This is a genomic window from Salegentibacter sp. BLCTC (assembly GCF_015143665.1).
Lineage (GTDB): Bacteria > Bacteroidota > Bacteroidia > Flavobacteriales > Flavobacteriaceae > Salegentibacter > Salegentibacter maritimus.
On the sequence record NZ_WYEW01000006.1, the window covers coordinates 1 to 22,634 of the forward strand.

General features: G+C 38.0%; 16 protein-coding genes, 1 tRNA gene and 1 pseudogene. 11 read left to right on the forward strand and 7 right to left on the reverse strand.

What is annotated here, in order from left to right:
* A pseudogene (locus GUB10_RS16140) lies at positions 1 to 87 on the forward strand (transposase); the annotation flags it as partial.
* 112 nt (positions 88 to 199) lie between these two features.
* Here the strand turns inward: GUB10_RS16140 and GUB10_RS07990 are convergent.
* Positions 200 to 284 (reverse strand) — tRNA-Ser (locus GUB10_RS07990).
* A 248-nt stretch (positions 285 to 532) separates the two neighbouring features.
* Between GUB10_RS07990 and GUB10_RS07995 the strand changes: the two genes are divergently transcribed.
* The 3 genes from GUB10_RS07995 (at position 533) to GUB10_RS08005 (ending at position 3,045) form a co-directional block, all read left to right on the forward strand.
* A complete protein-coding gene (locus GUB10_RS07995; protein ID WP_193710924.1) occupies positions 533 to 1,114 on the forward strand; it encodes a hypothetical protein in 582 nt (193 codons plus the stop codon).
* Between the two features lie 237 nt (positions 1,115 to 1,351).
* Positions 1,352 to 1,921, forward strand: a complete 570-nt coding sequence (locus GUB10_RS08000; RefSeq protein ID WP_227740348.1) for an SGNH/GDSL hydrolase family protein — start codon at positions 1,352 to 1,354, stop codon at positions 1,919 to 1,921.
* Positions 1,922 to 2,040: 119 nt separating this feature from the next.
* Positions 2,041 to 3,045: a M28 family metallopeptidase gene (locus tag GUB10_RS08005; protein ID WP_193710926.1), complete on the forward strand. Its 1,005-nt coding sequence runs from the start codon at positions 2,041 to 2,043 to the stop codon at positions 3,043 to 3,045.
* Positions 3,046 to 3,215: 170 nt separating this feature from the next.
* On the opposite strand, the gene GUB10_RS08010 is transcribed toward GUB10_RS08005, so the two are convergent.
* Positions 3,216 to 4,190 (reverse strand): fasciclin domain-containing protein, encoded by a 975-nt coding sequence (locus GUB10_RS08010; RefSeq protein WP_193710927.1) that lies wholly within the window; start codon positions 4,188 to 4,190, stop codon positions 3,216 to 3,218.
* A 217-nt stretch (positions 4,191 to 4,407) separates the two neighbouring features.
* On the opposite strand from GUB10_RS08010, the gene GUB10_RS08015 reads away from it, so the two are divergent.
* The 3 genes from GUB10_RS08015 to GUB10_RS08025 all read left to right on the forward strand — a co-directional run bounded on the left by GUB10_RS08015 (position 4,408) and on the right by GUB10_RS08025 (position 7,172).
* Positions 4,408 to 4,842 carry a lipocalin family protein gene (locus GUB10_RS08015; RefSeq protein ID WP_193710928.1) on the forward strand — a complete coding sequence of 145 codons (435 nt, stop codon included), beginning with the start codon at positions 4,408 to 4,410 and terminating at the stop codon, positions 4,840 to 4,842.
* A gap of 173 nt (positions 4,843 to 5,015) precedes the next feature.
* Positions 5,016 to 6,206, forward strand: coding sequence for a tRNA 2-thiouridine(34) synthase MnmA (gene mnmA / locus GUB10_RS08020; RefSeq protein ID WP_193710929.1), 1,191 nt, complete (start codon positions 5,016 to 5,018; stop codon positions 6,204 to 6,206).
* Positions 6,207 to 6,227: 21 nt separating this feature from the next.
* Positions 6,228 to 7,172: a nitronate monooxygenase family protein gene (locus GUB10_RS08025; RefSeq protein WP_193710930.1), complete on the forward strand. Its 945-nt coding sequence runs from the start codon at positions 6,228 to 6,230 to the stop codon at positions 7,170 to 7,172.
* Between the two features lie 80 nt (positions 7,173 to 7,252).
* Here GUB10_RS08025 and GUB10_RS08030 read toward each other — a convergent pair whose 3' ends face one another.
* The 3 genes from GUB10_RS08030 to guaA form a co-directional block, all read right to left on the reverse strand.
* Positions 7,253 to 7,654, reverse strand: coding sequence for an OsmC family protein (locus GUB10_RS08030; protein WP_193710931.1), 402 nt, complete (start codon positions 7,652 to 7,654; stop codon positions 7,253 to 7,255).
* A complete protein-coding gene (locus GUB10_RS08035; protein ID WP_193710932.1) occupies positions 7,644 to 9,620 on the reverse strand; it encodes a LysM peptidoglycan-binding domain-containing protein in 1,977 nt (658 codons plus the stop codon). Before GUB10_RS08035 ends, GUB10_RS08030 begins: the two co-directional genes overlap by 11 nt.
* 98 nt (positions 9,621 to 9,718) lie before the next feature.
* Positions 9,719 to 11,251, reverse strand: coding sequence for a glutamine-hydrolyzing GMP synthase (gene guaA, locus GUB10_RS08040; protein ID WP_193710933.1), 1,533 nt, complete (start codon positions 11,249 to 11,251; stop codon positions 9,719 to 9,721).
* A gap of 82 nt (positions 11,252 to 11,333) precedes the next feature.
* Here guaA and GUB10_RS08045 point away from each other — a divergent pair, with 82 nt between their 5' ends.
* Complete coding sequence (locus GUB10_RS08045; RefSeq protein ID WP_193710934.1) at positions 11,334 to 12,059, forward strand: SIMPL domain-containing protein; 726 nt, start codon at positions 11,334 to 11,336, stop codon at positions 12,057 to 12,059.
* A gap of 216 nt (positions 12,060 to 12,275) precedes the next feature.
* Here the strand turns inward: GUB10_RS08045 and GUB10_RS08050 are convergent, their stop codons facing one another.
* Together GUB10_RS08050 and bshC are read right to left on the reverse strand one after the other, a co-directional pair.
* Complete coding sequence (locus GUB10_RS08050; protein WP_193711238.1) at positions 12,276 to 13,640, reverse strand: aminotransferase class V-fold PLP-dependent enzyme; 1,365 nt, start codon at positions 13,638 to 13,640, stop codon at positions 12,276 to 12,278.
* A 1-nt stretch (position 13,641) separates the two neighbouring features.
* Positions 13,642 to 15,255, reverse strand: coding sequence for a bacillithiol biosynthesis cysteine-adding enzyme BshC (gene bshC, locus GUB10_RS08055; protein WP_193710935.1), 1,614 nt, complete (start codon positions 15,253 to 15,255; stop codon positions 13,642 to 13,644).
* Between the two features lie 242 nt (positions 15,256 to 15,497).
* Here bshC and GUB10_RS08060 point away from each other — a divergent pair, with 242 nt between their 5' ends.
* The 3 genes from GUB10_RS08060 (at position 15,498) to GUB10_RS08070 (ending at position 22,041) form a co-directional block, all read left to right on the forward strand.
* Positions 15,498 to 17,978, forward strand: a complete 2,481-nt coding sequence (locus GUB10_RS08060) for a M14 family zinc carboxypeptidase (RefSeq protein WP_193710936.1) — start codon at positions 15,498 to 15,500, stop codon at positions 17,976 to 17,978.
* 281 nt (positions 17,979 to 18,259) lie between these two features.
* The gene (locus GUB10_RS08065; protein WP_193710937.1) at positions 18,260 to 21,079 is read left to right on the forward strand and encodes a pitrilysin family protein; all 2,820 of its coding nucleotides are present in this window, start codon (positions 18,260 to 18,262) and stop codon (positions 21,077 to 21,079) included.
* Positions 21,079 to 22,041, forward strand: coding sequence for a calcium/sodium antiporter (locus tag GUB10_RS08070; RefSeq protein ID WP_193710938.1), 963 nt, complete (start codon positions 21,079 to 21,081; stop codon positions 22,039 to 22,041). The genes GUB10_RS08065 and GUB10_RS08070 overlap by 1 nt, the downstream gene beginning before the upstream one ends.
* The last annotated feature ends 593 nt before the right edge of the window (positions 22,042 to 22,634 follow it).

Sequence of the window (22,634 nt, forward strand, 5' to 3'; positions counted from 1 at the left end):
GCAAAAATAAAAGCCTTTAGAGCACAATTAAGAGGAGTAAGAAATACCGAGTTCTTCTTATTTCGACTTGAAAAATTATTTGCTTAAAAACTCAAAAACCCAGAAAATGGTCTTGATCCAAAATATATAAATCAATGCCGTTTTATGTACATAAAACAACAAAGCCTCGTAAACATAATGTCTACGAGGCTTTTTTCAGCGGAGGAAGAGGGATTCGAACCCCCGGACCTGTTACAGTCAACAGTTTTCAAGACTGCCGCAATCGACCACTCTGCCATTCCTCCAATAAAATGCTATACATTTCTGCTTAGCGGATGCAAATATAACAAGCTTTTACAATTATACACAAGGTTTTTAAGAAGTTTTTTTAAGCTTTTTTCGAGTTGTCTCGTTATCAGGTTTTAACATCTCTATCAATTTTAAGAAAGAGTCTTAGTTAAAATTAATATCTTAACTTTTAAGATTCAAAACTCCAGAAAGCTTAGTCTTTATATTGGCAAGTAACTCAAATATGTTCTTACAATTATTTCTTATGATTAAAACCCGTTTACTCTTCCACTTTTGTCTACTTTTTCTGCTATCGGCTAGTAGGCTAAGCGCACAAGAAACAAAAAGCCTACCTCGGGGTATTACACCCTTTGACGGTGCCAATAAAAATACGCTGGAGTCTACCTCCAATTTCCACATCTCTCAAATGAAGCACCAAAATGCTTATGATAGTTTTGGTTACTATAAACTATATAAGAATACATTCAATTATACTTTAGATAAGTTTAGCTTTACTTTAAATGCAGGACTGTTGGAAGAGAATACTATCTTTAATAACAAAGCACCGGGGTTTTACGGCAGCTTTAGCGCTACTTTAGAATACAACATCAACAAACGATATAGTTTCTATCTATTTGGACGGTATTTAACGCCTTCCTTAAACAAAGGCGAAAGATTAAATACTCGCGAAATGAATCTATTATTCCCTCAAACAGAAATTAGAGCAGGAATAAGAGGCAATTTTAACAATTTAAATATAGATATAGGTACAGGAACTATATTTGGCACTCAATCTTCACAAATACCTAACAGCTTGCTTAGATCTAAAATATCAATAGGCTTTTAAAGCAACTAAGCTATATTTACATCCTACAAAAAGGGTATATCTATCACATTATATCGATTAGTTTTAAAGCTTAAATCCGTTTATTTTTATATTTTACAATTCATGAAAAACTTATTTATAATTTCTTTAGTACTTCTTTTTAGCAACGTACTAAATGCACAAAAAAAAGAATATCAAGATCTAATGGAACAAGATTGGGCAAATCTTAAAAAGTATGCTACTCAAAATAGGAAATTAATGAAAACACAGAGTTACCCCAAAGTTGTTTTTATGGGCAATTCAATTACTGAAGGCTGGGTAAATGCCCAGCCAGACTTTTTTAGTGAGAATAATTATTTAGGACGTGGTATTGGCGGGCAAACTACGCCACAAATGCTTATTCGATTTATGCCAGATGTAGTAAAACTCAAGCCCAAAGCGGTGGTAATTCTTGCCGGAACCAACGATATAGCCGGAAACACAGGGTTTTCTTCCGTAGAAATGATTACAAATAATATTGAGGCAATGGCGCAACTGGGCAAAGCCAACAACATAAAAGTAATCCTTACCTCTATCCTCCCCGTATACGATTACCCCTGGCGTCCCGGGCTACAACCCGTTAAAAAAATTGCCGAAATAAATTCCTGGATGAAAAAATATGCCGCAGAAAATCAACATACGTATCTCGATCTTTTCTCGGTACTTAAGGATGAAAAAGAAGGATTACCTAAAAAATATTCTAAAGATGGTGTGCATCCCAACCTCGCTGGCTATAAGCTTATGGCGCCGCTAACTAAAAAAGCAATTCTTGAGGCTATGCAGCAATAACAAAATAAAGTTTCACGCACTTCTTTAAGAATTTCAACCGAAACTGCTATCTTGCTGCGACTTTAATAAAAACTTCTAAATATTTTACGAAGTATTAATTAGCAAAAATTAAATTAACTATGAAAAAAATGCTTTTAGTGACACTAACTGCCGGAATGGTAGCCTGTGGCACGCAAAAAAATGTTGAAAATGCAAATCCGATGGAATATGCCGAAACCATCACTGTTTCAGATTTACAAGAACATCTTTACACTTTTGCCGGCGATGAATATGAGGGGCGCGATACCGGTGAACCCGGACAAAAGAAAGCTGCTGAATATATTGTGAATTTTTACCAGGAAATTGGTATAGATGCACCTGCAAGTAATCCTAACTATTATCAGGTAATTCCCACCGAGTTTTTTAATAACAAAATGAAAGACTCAGAAAATGTCCTTGGTTTTATTAAAGGAAGTGAAAAACCGGAAGAAATCCTTGTTATAACTTCTCATTACGATCACGTTGGTGTAGATGATGAAGGAAACATATATAATGGTGCGGATGACGGTGGCTCTGGCCCGGTTGCTATTTTAGAAATTGCAGAAGCTTTTAAAGCTGCACAAAAAGATGGATATACGCCTAAACGATCTATACTTTTTATTCATTTAACCGCTGAGGAAAAAGGCCTTCTAGGCTCTAAATATTATGTTGAAAACCCAATATTCCCATTAGAAAATACGGTAGCCAATTTAAATATGGATATGATTGGCCGTATTGATGCAAACCACGAGGGGAACGATAATTATATTTATCTAATTGGTAGCGATAAATTAAGTACCGATCTTCACGAAGTTAGTGAAAATGTAAATTCAGAATTTATGAATATGGATTTAGATTACACTTATAATGATGAGAACGATCCAAACCGTTTTTACTACCGAAGTGACCACTACAACTTCGCAAAAAACAACATACCGGCAATTTTTTACTTTAACGGCGTACACCCAGACTACCATAAAGCAACTGATACTGCCGAAAAAATTGAATATGAAGCTTTAATGAAAAGAGCAAAGTTGGTATTTCTTACTGCCTGGGAAATTGCTAATCGCGATGAAAGGCTGGTAGTAGATAAAGCTTCAAAGTAAACCATCTAGAGGTATTATACCCTTTGGCGGTGCCAATAAAAAAGTAAATTAACCGCGATAAATCATCGAGAAATTAAATCTCGATTATCGAGTTAAGACTTTTAGATATAAAAAAGGCTGGTTGAAGATAAAATCTTCAACCAGCCTTTTTACTTATTTTTACCTAAAAATTATTCTGCAGCAGGCGGAAGCAATACTGTATCAAGTACATGAATTACCCCGTTATTAGCTTGAACATCGGCAGCAATTACAGTAGAAGTTCTTCCTCTTCCATCAGTAATTACTACATCATCACCAAGGTTTACAGTAAAGTCTTCTCCAAGCAATGTAGTAACAGCCATACCATCGGTTAAATCTCCAGACCTTACATTAGCTGCCGTAACAACGTGATATTGTAAGGTAGCGTCTAGAGTTTCAGTAGGAATATCACCAAGGGCCGCCAGTTCTAACTCACTCAATAATGCTACAAAAGCATCGTTGGTTGGAGCAAAAACGGTAAATGGAGCGGGATCTTCAGTCATCATTAATGTTTCCACAAATGAAAAAGATTCCTCACGTGTAAGTGCCTGTACTAAAATATCAAAATTAGGATCAGCAGTAGCAAAAGTTGTGATATCAGGCAACCCAATAACAGCATCTACAGCATGAATTATACCGTTATCTACCTCTACATCAGCATTAGTTACTGAAGAAACTCCATTAATAGTAACACCATCATCGGTATTGATATACATGCTAAGAGCTTCTTCTGAAGCCATCCCGGTAGCCATACTTTCAATATAACCTGTAGAAAGATCACCAGACATGATTTCTCCTTCCTGAACATGATTTAGTAAAATCTCTGTCAAAACATCTTCCGGCACTTCGCTAAGACTACTAAAGCCATTATCCGATAAAAATGTATTAAACGCTGCATTATTAGGTGCAAAGACCGTAAAGTTAGCTGTTCCGTCTAAAGTCGCATCCAGACCCGTTACTTCTAAAGCAGCTGCAAGGGAAGAATAATCTGGATTCCCAGCAACAAAATCAGCAATAGTGTTTGTTGGCTCAACTACATCTCCTCCATCATCGTCGTCGCTACAGGAAATTAGACCAAAAGTTAAAAACGCCAGTAGGACGATTTTAGTAAATTTAAATGTTTTCATAATTCTAAGTTTTTGTTTAACCACAAATGTAAACGAGAAGCAGTTCAAAAACTGTTTACTGTTTGTTAATTTACATAAAACAATAGTTAAATTAATTATTGATAGAATGTAATATCTACCCCAGTTATATTCCTTGCAATATTTTATACTTAGTATCCGTTTGTTGTAACAGATGTTCTAAATTGAATATATTTACACTAAATTAAAATCATAGATTATGAAGAAATTTTTTATAGTACTTTTCAGTATTGCATTGCTTACCTCATGTAGTGAAGACGATGATGCTAATAATGGCGAACGTATTTATGGAAAATGGTTTGTCTCTAATGCAAACCTCCCTAGTGGTGAATCTTTTACTTTTGAGTTAAGTAATTGTAATAAAAAATCCTTTATAATTTTTGAAGGAGACGGTACCACCTACTCTGAATATTATGCCGAAACCGGTGAAACCTGTGAGCTTGAAGATGATACCGAGAGCACCTGGAGCCGAGATAATGATAATTACACATTTAATATTCCTGTGGGAGGTATAAATGAAAGAATTAGTGGTAAGGTAGAATTTCAGGAAAACGCTAAAAGTTTTATTTTTAGACCTAGTATTTTTCCCGATGCTTCTATTACTTTTACCCGCGCTCCAGAATTTGAGGAGTAAGTTTTTAACATAATTATATGTAAAAGCGATCTGAAGTCAATTTACGCGTTATTATTTCAGATCGCTTTTTTATTTAGGACTACCTTCAGCCCACCCCGGGTTTCTTTTAAATTTTCGTAATTTTGCATCCGTTTATCCGACTTTAATTCGGAAAAAATATCAATTTTAGATGTATGAAAAAGAAAGTGGTTGTAGGTTTATCGGGAGGAGTAGATTCCAGTGTGTCAGCATATCTTTTACAACAACAGGGTTATGAGGTAATTGGCCTGTTTATGAAAAACTGGCACGACGACTCGGTAACAATTTCTGATGAATGTCCCTGGCTAGACGATAGTAATGATGCTATGATGGTTGCCGATAAGCTTGGTATACCATTTCAAACGGTAGATCTTAGCGAAGAATACAAAGAACGTATTGTTGATTATATGTTCAACGAATATGAGCGTGGCCGTACTCCAAATCCTGATGTTTTATGTAATCGTGAGATAAAGTTTGATGTTTTTATGAAAATTGCGCTCAATCTGGGAGCCGATTATGTGGCTACAGGCCATTATTGCCGAAAAGGGGAAATTCACAAAAACGGGGAAACCATCTACCAACTACTTTCAGGTAAAGACAATAACAAAGACCAGTCTTACTTTCTCTGTCAGTTAACCCAGGAGCAGCTTTCAAAAACATTATTTCCTATTGGAGAATTACAAAAAGCTGAAGTGCGCAAAATTGCTTCAGAGCAAAACCTGGTAACTGCCGATAAAAAAGACTCACAAGGCCTTTGTTTTATAGGAAAAGTTAGACTGCCCGATTTTCTTCAGCAAAAACTACAACCTAAGGAAGGTAAAATAATAGAAATTGAGGCCGAAAAAAAATTATATGCTTCTGAAACTCCCAATTTCAGCAATAAAAGAGAGGAATTGGATTACCTGGTTAAAAAGTATGAATATGCTCCATCTGACGGAAAGATTGTAGGTAAACACCAGGGAGCACACTATTTCACCAAGGGGCAACGTAAAGGTCTTGCCGTAGGCGGTACGCCCGAACCGCTTTTTGTGATTGATACCGATGTTGTAGAAAACGTAATCTATACCGGACAGGGAAAAAACCATCCCGGAATATATAGAAAAGGACTCTTTATTCAGCAAGACGAGGTACATTGGGTACGTAAAGATCTTGCATTAAATACAGAGGAAAGCTTAAAAGTGCAGGCTAGAATTCGCTATCGCCAACCTTTACAGGAAGCTACCTTACACCAAACCGAAAACGGAATGTATGTAATTTTCGATGATCCCCAGGCTTCCATTACCGAAGGGCAATTTGTAGCCTGGTACGAAGGTGAAGAGTTATTAGGTTCGGGGGTTATTTCTTAAATTCGAAAAAAATTTAAGTAAATGTCCAAAAATAGAATCACACAGCTTTTTAATATTCAATACCCACTAATACAGGCCGGAATGGTTTGGGCGAGTGGTTGGAAACTTGCCAGTGCCGTGAGCAATGCCGGTGGTCTTGGTATTATTGGCGCAGGCTCTATGTATCCCGAAATCCTTAAAGAGCATATTGAAAAGTGCAAAAAAGCAACCCAAAAGCCATTTGCGGTAAACGTTCCCCTTCTTTATCCTGATATAGACAAGATCATGGAAATAATTATTAAAGAGAAGGTTGAAATCGTTTTTACTTCGGCCGGGAATCCTAAAACCTGGACGAAATATCTGCAGGAACATGGCATTAAAGTGGTTCATGTGGTAAGCAGCGTAAAATTTGCCCTAAAATCTCAGGAAGCCGGTGTAGATGCCGTGGTTGCTGAAGGTTTTGAAGCAGGCGGACATAATGGTAGGGACGAAACCACCACTTTCACCTTAATCCCAATGGTAAAAGAAAAAATTAGTATCCCCTTAATCGCCGCAGGCGGAATAGCCACCGGACAGGGAATGCTGGCCGCGATGGTTTTGGGGGCAGATGCCGTACAAATTGGTAGCCGATTTGTTGCCAGCCCCGAGGCTTCTTCCCATACTAATTTTAAAGAAATGGTGGTAAAAGCCCAAGAAGGCGACACCAAACTTACACTTAAAGAACTCGCCCCTGTAAGGCTTCTAAAAAATAAGTTTTTTAATGATGTTCAGGAATTATACACTAAAAACCCTACCAAAGAACAGCTTATTGAGTTACTGGGACGAGCCAGGGCTAAAAAAGGCATGTTTGAAGGCGATCTGGAAGAAGGAGAGCTTGAAATTGGCCAGGTTTCAGGCTTAATTCATGAAATAAAACCCGCTACCGAAATTGTTAAGGAGATTATAGAAGACTTCGAAACAGCTAAAAAAGCAGTTGCCGCACTCTAAACATAATTATGCCTTAGCCTTTTTTGATAAAGGCTAAGACAGTATTTTTAAAGTTTTTATTCGTAAAAGAATCTTGAATCTTATGAATATTTAAAGCTTATAAGCTTTTCCATCTCCGGATGTAAACTCTGGAATACCGGGCATGTTTTGGCTGTATTCTCCAGTATTTTACAGATTTTTTCAGAATAGCTTTCTGGGAAATTAATTACAATCTCCACTTTTGAAATTCGCCTGGGATCGGCTGCCATGGTCTTAGTTACCTCAGCCGTAGTTCCATTTAAGTTTACATCAATAGCTTCGGCCTTAATTCCCATAACGGTAAGCATACAACTTGCCAGGGCAGTCGCAACTGAATCGGTTGGTGAAAATGCCTCGCCCTTCCCGTGATTATCTACAGGGGCATCTGTAATTATTTTCGCGCCACTTTTAAGGTGTTCAGATTCGGTTCTTAAATTTCCTGTATAAATAACTTTACTGGTCATTAGCAACGTTTAAATGAAGTTCTTCATCTATACTCATAATATACACGGCATCATTGTAAAATCCGCCATTGCGTTTAGGGGTATAATGAAATTTATTTTCGTGATATTCGGTAAATCCGGTATACTTCTCAAACGAATCATAAAGATTATCGGCTGAAGCCAATCGTAACAATACGTCTAAGGTAAGATCGTAGCCTCTAACTACGTATTGACTGGGCACCATATTAAATTTCTCCTGATACTCTTCAATAAATTCTTCCGGTACCATGGCATTATACTGTTTGTCTACCGATGGATAATGAAAATTAAGTCGGCCCAAATGCTGATTATCGATAATATCATCTTCAAAAGCATTGTTTTTATTGGTAGTAAATAAGGTAATTTCATGCTCCCTTGCCAAACGGTTTAATGCTGAAGTGGCACTACTTATCAAACCAATATTAGAAGACTCCAGGATTACCCAGTTTTCCATACTTCCAGATAACAAACCTTTAATTTTATCGGCCCCCAAATAGGCTTCAGAAGGCAAAATCATTCTGGAATTTGGTAAAATTTGGGTAAGTTCATTCTTCACCTGGTTATGTGCAGCATCTGCAATAATAATCACATTTTTACCAACGGCATTTTGCTTTAGGTAATCGAACATCGCTTTTTTAAGTATCTCATCTGTGGGACGCGACTGAAATAAGTTTTGATAAGACCTCATTTCCCTATTAGACAAAGGACTAATTACAGGAACATTATATTGAGTTAAACGAGAAGCTGCCGCTTCAGTCGTGTTTTGTAATAAAGGCCCAATTACCGCATCTACATTTCTAAAATCATGCGAGGCAATTATATTGGTAACTTCCTGAACATTTCTTCTTGTATCGTAAGTTTTTAATCGGGTAGAAATACCATAACTTTTAGCTTTCTCTACTGCCATACGAACCCCGCTGTAAAAATCTAAAGAGATTCGTAACACACGATCATTTAAAATGGCATTTTTATAACTTGAAATAGAATCTTCATCTATCTGGTTAAGGTTGTAAGGCAATAAAACAACCAGCTCTTTCGTATTGAAATTGCTCAACTTTTTTGAAAGATCTATTATTTGGCTAGCATCTTCACCTTCAGATTCAGCGGCCAGGTCATCATAATTTCCGGTAAAATTCTCGCTATCACCTGGATTAGGGACTTTCAATACCATCCCAATTTTAAGTCCGTCTTCCAAAGCAGGGTTTAGAGAAATCAATGAGTCCTGGGAAACATCAAATTTTCGGGAAAGTCCGAATAAAGTTTCTTTAGGTTTTACTTCATAAAATTCAAAAACCTCATCGGTTAAAATTACCGGTTCGTCCAGCACATCGGTACCAACGCGAATCATAACGCCCGGTTTCAGTACATCTACTTTAGGGTTTAACTCTTCCAGCTCTTTTACAGTTATCCCATATTTACGGGCTATCCCATATTTGGTTTCTTTAGGCAAAACCACGTGTTCCCTGGTCTCCCGGGTTTCCTGATCGTTACCTTTAGGAATATCAAGCTGTTTCGTAGAAGATAATTCTGTATTACCGGATCCTTTTTTAGGTTGCGGAATTAAAATCTCTTCCCCACGCTGTAATTCTTCGGCATAAAGGTGTTTATTATACCTTTTAATTTCATCTATCTCAACATTATAATCTTTAGAAAGCCTGTATAGTGTTTCCTTTCTTTTTACCGTATGGGTTATGAACTGAATATCTTCGCTTTCAGTTGAAACCTTCTCCTTACTGCTATTTAAAGGGATTACCAGTTTTGAAGATATCTCTAAGCTACCTTTTGCATCGGGGTTATATTTATAGATGGCTTCTTCCGAAATATTGTAGGCCTTTGCGATACTGTAAACAGTCTCTCCGGCCTTTACCGTATGGTATTTATATTCCTGGGCCGAGGCCGTAAAACCGGACAGCTGAAATAAAAAACAAACTATTAAAAGGTATTTCATTTTATTTGGTTTAATCCCACAATAAGGCTTGATTACCCGGTGCCTATAGCTTAAAAAAATAGTTGCAGGCACCGGGAATTATGACTTAAGATCAAATTTTATTCCCACTCTATGGTAGCCGGTGGTTTTGAACTAATATCATATACTACTCTATTAACGCCTTTAACCCGATTTATTATAGTATTAGAGGTTTTTTGTAGAAATTCATAAGGTAAATTTACCCAATCTGCCGTCATACCATCGGTAGATTCTACGGCCCTTAAGGCTACAACTTTTTCGTAAGTACGTTCATCTCCCATTACCCCTACAGAGCTTACCGGTAATAAAATAGCACCGGCCTGCCATACTTTATCATATAACATCCAGTCTCTTAAGCCCTGAATAAATATATGATCTACTTCCTGTAAAATACGAACTTTTTCAGCGGTAATATCGCCAAGGATTCTAATAGCCAGTCCAGGCCCCGGAAACGGATGTCTTCCTAATAACTCGTCGGCAATTCCCATTTCGGCACCTACTCTTCGAACTTCATCTTTAAAAAGCATTTTTAGAGGCTCTACGATCTTTAATTTCATAAAGTCTGGTAATCCACCTACATTATGATGCGATTTAATAGTTGCTGAAGGCCCACCATTTACCGAAACAGATTCAATAACATCTGGGTATATAGTTCCCTGGGCGAGCCAGGTTACATCTTTTATTTTATGTGCCTCATCGTCAAAAACTTCAATAAAGGCATTTCCAATTGCTTTTCTCTTTTTTTCAGGATCGCTTATCCCTGCCAGGGCATCTAAAAATCGTGTAGAAGCATCTACTCCTTTCACGTTTAAGCCCATATCTTTGTATTGGTCTAAAACGCTTTCAAATTCACCTTTTCTAAGCAAGCCGTTATTTACAAAAATACAATACAGGTTCTTACCTATGGCTTTATGCAATAAAACTGCAGCTACACTGGAGTCTACACCACCACTTAGACCTAAAACCACTTTATCGTCTCCTATCTTTTCTTTTAATTCTGAAACCGTGAGATCCACAAATTTACCCGGAGTCCAGGTTTGCGCTACCTCAGCAATTTTCACCAAAAAGTTTTCCAGCAGTTGTTTCCCATCGGTAGAATGATAAACTTCCGGATGAAACTGAATACCATAAGTTTGTTCTCCTTCAATTCGGTAAGCTGCGTTTAAAACATCTGTGGTACTGGCAATTCGCACACTGTTAGAAGGTAGTTCCTTTATGGTATCGCTATGGCTCATCCAAACCTGGGAATTTTCCATAATCCCGTCGAACAAGGTTTCACCATCTTTTATTACCGAAAGATTTGCCCTTCCATATTCGCGCGTTTCAGAAGCCTCTACTTTTCCACCATGGAAATGCGCAAAGTATTGTGCACCATAACAAACAGCCAGTATTGGCAGTTTTCCGCGAATTTTAGATAAATTGGGATGCGGGGCATCTTCTCCCCGAACCGAAAACGGACTCCCGGAAAGGATTACCGCTTTAAAGCTCGAAATATCATCTGGAATTTTATTAAAAGGAACAATTTCGCAGTAAATATTGAGTTCTCTCACACGCCTTGCAATGAGTTGCGTGTACTGCGAGCCGAAGTCTAAAATGAGTACGTTTTTTTGCATAGGCAAAAGTAAGAATTTGACGCAAAAATAAAATACCCTATACGTTTATTTTCTATCTTTATCGGAAATAAAATCTTACAATATGAAATATATTAGTGCTATAGTGTTTTCTATTGCCATAGTTATTGCTGCTTGGTTTCTAGGCGAAGCCTATGTTAGCAGGGCCAATCCAGATGGAGTAATCTCGGTAACCGGTTCAGGTAGTGAGAATTTCACCTCAGACCTTATTGTTTGGGAGGGAAGGTTTAGCCGTGTAAGCCCTAATCTTGAAAAGGCCTACAACGACCTAAACACTGACAAAGAAACAGTACGCAATTACCTTATAAACAAAGGTATTAAGGAAAGTAATATCGTCTTTAATTCGGTACAAACATCTGAACAACGCGAAAACCAATACCAAAATGGAAATTATGTAGGCAGTATCTTCCAGGGCTATCAACTTACCCAACCTGTAAAGATTGAGTCATCAGATGTAGAGCTTGTAGAAGAGGTTTCACGGGAAATCACCGAACTTTTAAATAAAGGGGTACAATTTAATTCAACCCCACCCAGATACTATTATACCAAGCTCGCCGATCTAAAAATTGAAATGATCTCGAAAGCTACCGAAGATGCACGACTACGAGCAGAAAAAATTGCCAAAAATAGCGGCGGGAATCTTGGAGAGTTAAAAAATGCCAATATGGGGGTTTTTCAAATCACCGGTCAAAACAGCGGAGAAGATTATTCCTGGAGTGGTGCTTATAATACCGCCGATAAGAAAAAAACCGCATCTATTACCATGCGGTTAAACTATGAAATTGATTAAATATTAAGACCTCACCGGTAAAAAAACCTGTGAGGTCTATACTTTCTTAATCCAAATATTATCTTTTATCGTAATCCTGAATTGATTTCAGAGCCTGCTCCAAAATTTATTCGGAGCTCTTAACACCATTGAAATCAATAACTACTAGAAGCTTAAACGAGCCTTCCTGAACTGAACTTAAGGGTAGGTTCAGCTTAACATAGATGGAGGTTTTAACTATTCCAAAGTATCTAAAATCATATCTATATCTTCTTCAGTAGTATCGGGATTAATAAAACAAAAACGAATTACCGTCTCTTTTTTCCAGGTAGTTGGCGTTACTAATGCCAGGCCTTCCCTATGGTTTTTATAGGTCCAATCCCTATACTCGTCAGGACTCCAGCCCTTTCTTCTAAATAAAACCACCGATAAACTTGCCGGCCTTACCAATTCCAGGTTCTCACGATTTGCAATCTTTTTTTCAGCAATTTGTGCCAAAGAGATTCCGGTTTCAATGGCTTCCCGGTATTTATTGGTTCCGTGCATTGCCAGAGAAAACCAAAGTGGCATTCCCCGAACCCTTCTTGTTAACTGAATTTGATAATCGGCCGGGTTAAAGCCCTGGGCTCCTTCATCTTTAAAAATTTCCAGATAAGCACCTTTCTGTGAATGCGCTTTTTTTGCCAGTTCCAAATCTTTATAGATAACCGCCCCACAATCGTAAGGAGAGAACAGCCATTTATGCGGATCTATAGTAATACTATCTGCACGCTCTACCCCATTAAATAAATGTCTTACCGAAGGAGCAGCCAAAGCACCACCACCATAAGCACAATCTACGTGAAACCATACATTTTCCTTTTCACATATATCGGCAATGGTATCTAATTCATCTATAATTCCCGCATTAGTAGTACCACCGGTAGCAACTACGGCAAAAAGCCGACTTCTATCCTTTGCTTCCAGTTCGTTTATGGCATTTTGTAACTCACGCCCACTAAGATTCTCTTCTTCGCAATCTATCATTACCACATCGGCATCAATAACTTTTGCCATAGCCTGTATAGAGCTATGCGCCCCATGGGAAGTTAACATTAAAGCTTTTTTACCTACGTTTTGGCTATCCCGGTTGCGCCAGTTTTCACGGGCCGCCACCATGGCCGATAGGTTTGCAGCAGTACCACCACTGGTAAATACCCCAAAAGCGCCTTCTGGTAAACCGGTAAGCGAAACCAACCATTTCATTGCCTGGTTTTCACAAAAAATTCCGCCGGCACCTTCCATCCAGTAAGCTCCATGAATACTGGAAGCCGAAGTCACCAAATCGAACATAATGGCTGCCCGGGTTGGAGCTGCAGGTACAAAGGCCAAGTGCCTGGGATGGTCTATTGGCACCGTGGCTTTAACCAAAACATCACGAAAGAGTTGCAAGGCATTCTCCCCACCAATTCCTTCGGCAGTTACGGTTTCACCAACCATATTAAACAATTCGGTTTCACTCTTAGGCGCCCCCATTTCGGGACTAAGGTTAGAGATACGGTCTATGGTATACTTCATAACGTCTAGCGTCATTTCTACCAAATCCATATCTATGGTATGCATTTTATTTGTTTTCAAAAGTCAAAATTTTAAATTCCGCCTGTAACGGATCTAATTCTTTTAATAATACCGAAATCAAATCAGGGCCGTAAGCGGCATAGATTTCAGAAAAGTTAGTTTGTCGTTCCTGTAAACTTTTATTCGGGAAAAGTTCATTTTGTAGTTCGGCTATTCTACTTACCTCATCTTTCAACTTACGCTTTTGCGCTTTTAAAAGACGTTTTTCTAAATTATCCAGGCCTTTTAATTGCTTTACTTCCTGTGCTTTTACAGCTCCCAAAAAAGATTTATCGGTTTTTTCGGCTAAATCGTACATTTCTTGAAATTGAGCCACCAAATGCTCTTTTTGTAATGAAAAGTCAATTTCTATATTCGATATTTGTCGCACTTTTCTATTGATAAGCTCGTGTTGCTTCAAAAATAGTTCCTTACTGGAAACATTTAACTTCCTACGCTTTTCATCTAGTTTCCCCGATTGAATTAAAGCCGAATTCCGAAGTAATAAAACTGGAAATACCACTTTTTCAGATTTAAAATATTCCTTTAATTCCAACCAATAGGCAAGTTCTCCTCCCCCACCAATATAACAAAGGTTAGGTAAAATCACTTCCTGGTATAGAGGTCTAAGCATTACATTGGGGCTAAACCTCTCGGGAAAATTCTTTAATTCTTCCAGGATTTCAGTTTTTGTCCACTGTATTTCTGTACCGTGCACAAAATAGGCATCATCTCGCGCTATAATCCTTTCCCGCAAACCCTGGTTTAAATAAAATAAATTGATTTCCCTGGGATTCACCTGAACATTATAACCTAGCTCATTTAGCTTCTCAGCAGTTTTCGTAGTGGTTTTATACGAATCTTGTGCTAAAAGTTCATTTTCGGCATAGGGGATAAAAAGCTCCTTCAGTTCTTTTTGTTGTGCATCTATAATCACCAGGCCTTCTTCCTTAAAGAGTTGGTTGGCCAAGTATAAAGTGGCTTCAGCCAAATTATCGTGCTGCAGGTAAGCTTTCTCAAATAATTCCCTGAGAAAATCGGCATTCTTCCCACCCCCAATTTCTGCCGAAAAAAGTTTAAAAACATCTTCCAGGCCTTCGGTGGTTAAATTTCCTACTGCATCTTCCCCGGCATTTTTAGGCGCATTGGCCCACTGAAATTTTTTCCCGTTTAAATTAAAAAAATTGATCTCCTCAAAATCGTGGTCCTCGGTCGCCATCCAGTATACCGGCACAAAATTATAATCGGGATAGGCTTCTTTTAATTTCCGGGTAAGATTAATGGTAGAAACGATCTTGTATAAAAAATAAAGCGGACCGGTAAATAAATTTAGCTGATGCCCGGTCACCACCGTAAAGCTAGCTTCTTCTTCCAGAGATTCGATATGCTGCAAAGTGGCTTTTGAAGTTTCCAGCCCGGCATATTGTTGCTTGAGGGCTTTTACAAGAACCTTCCTGTTTTCTTTTGGAAAAGAAGACTTTTCTACTAGTTGTTCCTTAAAATTCTCCAGTTTAGGAAAACGATTATAGAAGTCTTTTAACTCTTCCTTTTCATCCAGATAATCTGTAATAAGCTTTGTAAAATAATTAGTTTCTTTATAAGGAATACATTCGGTTGGCATTAGCACATTTTTGGATGGCAAAGATACCGAAGTTAAGAATTTTATTCGCTAATTTTTAGTTAATTTGGCCTTAGATACTGTTTTTACTCGATTATTGATGATATATAATCAAACGTCAAGCTGAACTTGTTTCAGCTTCTAATAAGTTTTAAATTCTAATTCCTTAGACCCTGAAATAAATTCAGGGTGACGTATAAAATAGATTTTAGAAAAAAACAATGATTCATCTTTAAAATCAACTAATGAAACCAACTTTACTTTTTGCTGTCTTTCTTTTTTTAGGTGTACAAATTCAGGCACAATTGCAAAGTCCGGAAGAATTTCTGGGCTATAAAATTGGAGAGCAATTCTCCCGTCACGCCGATGTGGTAGATTATTTTGATCACGTTGCTAAAAATTCTCCCCTGGTACAATACCATACCTATGGAAAAACCAATGAACGCCGCCCACTTATCTATGCGATAATTTCTTCGGAAGAAAATTTAAAAAACCTGGAAGAGATTAGAAAAAATCATCTTGGAAACACCGGCATTGCTAAAACTGAAACCAAAGCCGAGAAGGCTATTGTTTGGTTAAGTTACAATGTACACGGCAATGAGGCTTCCAGTACCGAAGCCGCTATAAAAACCCTGTACGAACTCATTACCCAAAAACAGGATTACCTGCAAAATACGGTGATAATTATGGACCCCAGTGTAAATCCCGATGGTCGCGACAGGTATGTAAATTGGTACAACCAGGTAAAAGCCGAACCTTACAGCCCCTTACAGGCAGCCGCCGAACATCATGAACCCTGGCCCGGCGGGAGACCCAATCACTATTTATTTGATCTTAACCGCGATTGGGCTTGGGCCACGCAGGTGGAAACGCAGCAACGCCTTAAAATTTATAACCGGTGGATGCCCCATATTCACGTAGATTTTCACGAACAGGGTATTAACGATCCTTATTACTTCGCTCCGGCCGCAGAACCCTTTCACGAAATCATCACTCCTTTCCAAAAAGATTTTCAAACCGAAATTGGAAAGAATCACGCTAAATATTTTGATGAGGAAGGCTGGTTATTTTTTACCAAAGAGCGCTTTGATTTACTCTACCCAAGTTATGGAGACACCTACCCTACCTATATGGGAGCTATTGGTATGACCTACGAACAGGCCGGCCACGGACGCGCCGGGTTGGGGATTAATACCGACGAAGCTTACGAACTCACCCTAAAAGACCGGGTAGCACACCACCACACTACGGGACTTTCTACCATAGAAATTGCCAGCAAAAACACCCAGGCTTTAAATTCTGAATTCAAAAAGTACTTTAATAATGAGGATTTAGAATATAAGTCTTACGCTGTAAAGGGAAACCCCGATAAGATTGCTTCGCTTAAAAAATTACTGGACAGGCATGAAATCACCTATAAAAAAGCAAACAGCGAAAATATTAGAGGATTTAATTATTCTGAAGCTAAAAAAGGCAATTTAAAAGCCGATGAAAACACCCTGGTAATTAGTACACAACAGCCTAAAGGAAAAATGGTAAACGTACTTTTTGAGCCTACCACAAGGCTAAGCGATTCTTTAACATACGATATCACCGCCTGGAGCCTGCCTTATGCTTACGGCCTGGAAGCCATAGCCGCTACAAGAACTATTGAAACAAAAGTAAGTTCTGAAGTTTCTGAAATTAAAAATACCGCAAAGCCTTTAGGTGCCGGTTATATTTCTAAATGGAACGCCATCCAGGACGCTCAATTTTTAGCCGAATTGCTAAAAGAAGGTATAAAAGTGCGCTTTACCGAAGCAGCTTTTTCTATTGAAGATAAGAAGTTTGATCGCGGTAGTTTAATTATCACTAAAAGCGATAATAAAGCTCATACAGATTTTGACAATACGTTAATTAAAATAGCCAATAAACACCAACGTGATCTTGTTGCAGCAAATACAAGTTTTGCCGGTAGCGGCCCCGATTTTGGGTCGCCTAAAATGAAACTAATCAATGCACCAAAAGTGGCTATTTTAAAAGGCGAGGGAGTTTCTTCATTAAATTATGGGGAAATCTGGCATTTTTTTGAGCAAAACCTTAACTACCCGCTAACCTCCATAAACACCAATTATTTTAAAAGTATAGACCTGGCACAGTTTGATGTTTTAATACTACCGGAAGCTAATTACAACAGTATTTTAAATGAAAATACTTTAAAACAAGTAAAAGATTGGGTTAGCAATGGCGGTAAGCTTATTGCCATGGGGCGCGCTGTTGGATTTTTTGCTGCAAACAAAGATTTTAACCTAAAGCACAATAAACCAACTTCAAAAGATACTACCAAAGTTGAGAGTTTAATTCCTTATGCTGAAAGGGAGCGGGAGACCATAAAAAGCATGATTACGGGAAGTATTATAAAAACCAAACTGGACAAGACCCACCCTATGGCTTTTGGCTACAACGACACATATTTTAGCTTAAAGTTGAGCAACAGTAGTTATAAATTCCTGGAGAATGGCTATAACGTAGGCTATATACAGCAACCGGAAATAATTGCAGGCTTTGCGGGAAGTTCAGCGGTTAAGAACCTTGAAAATTCCCTGGTTTTTGGAGAAGAAAGAATGGGTAGCGGAAGCATTATTTATATGGTAGATAATCCATTATTCCGTGCTTTTTGGGAGAATGGGAAATTGTTCTTTGCTAATTCAGTTTTCTTTGTAAACAATAATAAGTTCAGACTTTAAAAAAAGAAATTTGCCGCGAATGCACGAACAATTTTATTGGCACCATTTTGATTCGAGACAAGCCTACGAGCATTTAAATCTCGATTATCGAGTAAACAACAAACCACAAACGCTAAACAGTAGTGTAATTCCCAACGAAAGATTGCCGGCGCCTTTAAAAACAGGTCTCGCAATTACAAATCTAATATTCGTGTATTCTTGGCAATCTTTAGACCTCCAATGATTTAATTCTGAAACAATCGAAATAAATACTAATTTTGAGTAGCTAAAACTTCAATTGAATGAAATTCAAAATTATACTCTTACTGCTTTGTAGCTTTGCTATTACTCAAAATATTCAATCTCAGGAATCAACAAATTTCAATGTAGATTTTGAAACTTTTACATTAGAAAATGGTTTAAATGTCATTTTTCATATAGATAAATCAGATCCCGTGGTGGCTGTAGCACTTACTGCCCACGTAGGTTCTGCCCGGGAAAAAGAAGGACGAACAGGATTTGCCCACCTCTTTGAGCATTTATTGTTTTTAGAATCTGAGAACCTAGGAAAAGGCGGGCTCGATAAATTAAGTGCCAGAATTGGAGGTTCGGGAGCCAATGGCTCTACCAGCCGTGATCGTACCAATTATTTTCAAACCGTACCTAAAGACGCGCTGGAAAAAATGATATGGGCCGAAGCCGATAAACTGGGATATTTTATAAATACCGTTACCCAACCAGTGCTGGATAAAGAAAAGCAGGTAGTTAAAAATGAAAAGAGACAGGGTGTAGACAATCGTCCTTATGGGCATACTATGTATGTGATAGATAAAAACCTATACCCAGAAGGGCATCCCTATAGCTGGCAGGTAATTGGGTCTTTAGAAGATCTTCAAAACGCTACCTTGCAGGACGTAAAAGACTTTTATAACCGCTGGTATGTTCCAAATAATGTAAGCTTAACTATCGCAGGCGATTTTAACAGAGAGCAGGCCAAAGAATGGGTTCATAAATATTTTGATGAAATTCCACGTGGCCCTGAGGTTGAACGCCAGGAAAAGCAAATGGTACAACTTGAGGAAACCAAAAAACTATATTACGAAGATAATTTCGCCAGGCTTCCAGAATTAACCATCGCCTGGCCTGGTGTTTATTCGTATCATGAAGATTCGTATGCCTTAGAAGTTTTGGTAAATTATTTAAGTGAAGGTAAAAATGCACCATTATACCAAAACTTAGTTGCCGAAAAAGAGCTTACAGATCGCGTAGAAATGTACAATTATACTTCAGAATTGGCAGGACAAATAATGCTTCAGGTGACCGCTTTTAATGAGGTTGACTTAGACCTGGTGGAAAATGAAATTTTTAAAACATTAAAAAAGTTTGAAGCAGAAGGAATTCCGAAGCGAGACTTAGAGCGTATTAAAGCGCAACAGGAAACCAATTTTTACAATAGTATTTCCAGTGTTTTAGGAAAAGGCTTTCAATTGGCGCAATATCAAATTTTCGCAAACGATCCGAATTATATCAATAAAGACGTAGAAAAAATACTGGCTGTTACTGCTGAAGATGTGATGCGAGTTTATAACAAATATATAAAAGCCAAAAATTATGTAGCCACTGGTTTTGTACCGAAAGGACAAACCGAACTGGCCCTTGACAATTCAACTGAAGCCGATGTTGCAGAAGAAAAGATTGTAGCAAATGCCGAAGAAGAGGTTAACTCTTCTAAAAAAGCCTCATACCAGAAAACCGCATCCAGTTTTGACCGCAGTATAGAGCCGCCTTATGGAAGTACACCTCAATTAACAACTCCTGATATGTGGAAAAAAATACTTCCATCCGGACTTAAACTATACGGAGTTACCAATAATGAAGTTCCTTTAGTAAAATTTAGCCTGGAAATGCAGGGCGGCCTATTGCTTGAAAATCCCAATAAAGTTGGGGTTTCAAACTTATTAGCCAATTTAATGACCAAAGGCACAAAAAATAAAACACCTAAAGAACTGGAAGAAGCCATTCAATTGTTAGGGGCAAGTATCAGGATAGATGCGGGAGACGAAAAAATGGTTTTAAGCGGCAGTACGCTAGCCAAAAACTATCAAAAAACCATAGACCTGGTGCAGGAGATCTTACTGCAACCCCGTTGGGATGCTACCGAATTTAAACTAATAAAACAACAGGCACTTAGCCGAATACAGCGCGAACAAGCCGATCCTAACCGTATTGCCGATAACGAATTTAGAAAACTTATTTATGGTGAAAAGCATATTTTAGGGCAAAATAATTTAGGAACTGAAGCTTCGGTTAAAGCTATTACTTTAGAAGATTTAAAAGATTATTATTCCGAATATCTTTCTCCAAAACGCAGTGTTTTTCACATAGCCGGTGCGATTAAAAAAGAAGAAGCGATAAAGGGTATTCGGGGGCTTTCAGTAGCCTGGCCGCCTAAATCGGTTAAAATACCGGAAATTGCTCAACCTGAGCTTCCCGAGAAATCGCAAATTTACTTTTATGATGTTCCCGGGGCAAAGCAATCGGTGATTAGGTTTGGCGCTCCGGCCCTGGCCGCTACCCACAACGATTTTTATGCAGCCCAGGTTATGAATTACCGTTTAGGCGGTGGCGGATTTGCCTCACAACTCACACAGCAATTGAGAGAAGGCAAAGGCTATACATACGGCATACGATCCAGGTTCCAGGCAGGAAAAAACACCGGTACATTTTTAATATCTACGGGTGTAAGAACCAATATCACCTACGATGCTGTTAAATTAATTAAAGAAATTATTGAAGATTATCCTTCAACTTTTAATGGGGAAGATATGGAAGTGACCCGCGGATTTATGATAAAAAGTAACGCCCGAAAATTTGAAACTTTAAATGCCAAATTAGATATGCTTAGTGAAATAAGCACCTATGGTAGAGATAAAGATTTTATACAACAGCGCGAAAAAGTAGTAAACGAACTTACCGTTATGGATATTAGGGAACTTGCCGAAAAATATATTAATCCTGAAAAAATGTACTTTTTAATTGTTGGGGATGCAGCAACCCAACTAAGTAAATTAGAAGAGCTTGGCCTGGGAAAACCAATACTGCTAAATAATACCAAAGAATAATGATTATAGCTTCTTTATTACTTGTTTTGGGCCTTGTTATTCTTATTCTTGGCGCAAATTATATGGTTGATGGTGCCTCGGCTTTGGCTAAAAGATTCAATATTTCCAATCTTGCCATAGGACTAACTATTGTAGCTTTTGGAACTTCGGCGCCCGAATTGGTAGTAAATAGTTTCGCCGCTGCAGATGGGTATGCTGATATTGTTTTTGGAAACGTGATTGGCAGTAATAATTTCAACCTTTTTATAATTCTTGGAATTACCGGGATCATCACTCCGTTAGCGGTACAATCCAGTACCGCCTGGAAAGAAATCCCTATCTCACTTATTGCCGTTATTATTTTATTTATGATGCTTAACGACCAAATTATTGCTCCCGGCCAAACAAGCATTTTAAGCAGTTTTGACGGATTTCTTTTACTTGTATGTTTCATGGCATTTCTATTTTACGTGTATAAGCAGCTTAAAAGTGATGAGGTAGCCGAAGATGAAACTATTAAAAAGCTTACTCCTCTAAAGACAGGTATTTTTATAATAGGCGGCCTTGCCGGACTCGTTCTAGGCGGACAATTGGTAGTAAATAACGCCATAGAGATTGCCGAAAATATGGGTATTAGTCAGAAGATTATTGGCCTTACCGTAGTGGCAGCCGGCACTTCCCTTCCGGAATTAGCGACTTCTGTAGTGGCAGCAACTAAGAAAAATGCCGATATAGCAGTAGGAAATATCATTGGTTCTAATATTTTCAATATTTTCCTTATTCTTTCTACCGCTTCATTGATAAGGCCCATAGAATTCAACCTTAATTTTAACCAGGATCTTTATATACTTGCCGGAGGAACCCTCTTTCTGCTTTTAGCAATGTTCACAGGAAAACGTAAACGCCTGGATAGATGGGAAGCTATAATTTTGCTGGCATTTTACTTAAGTTATACTACGTATTTGGTGATGCAGGAATTGTAAGGAAAGATTAGACCTCACGAGGTTTTTAAAACCTGTGAGGTCTAAATAATTGTACGTAGATAATCCGGATAAAATAAAAAGTGATTTGGAACTTAATTTCAACTTAGATCCCGAAATTAATTCGGGATGACGAGTCCAAGGATATACTGCACTCGTTTCGAAATTAATCCCGAAATACTGCTACCTTAATTAGGCAAAAAGACAAAAAACAGAACTTTATTATTTTAGTTGTCCTAATGACCTATCAAAAATTGATCGTTAAATTTAAAGTGAGATGACGTTTAAATTTTATGCTGTTTGAGCGAAAAGACATTTTATCGTTACTTCTCCTTTTCTCGCGAGTTCAGAAAATTTAGACATCGAACGTAAAATTTAGATCCATTTTTGTAAGTCTGGATTTTTTGGTTCTTTTTCATCGAGGGAAAAAGAACGGGACCAATTAAAAACAGATTGTCGCATTGGCTATAGTTTGGATCCAGCAAGATTCTTTCAACTCATTATTACTAAGGAATGAAATAGAAAGCGGGAACCACCCCTTTCTTCTCCTGCGGAGAATTCATTCCCCTCCTCGCGGAGGAGGGGGAGCAGACTTA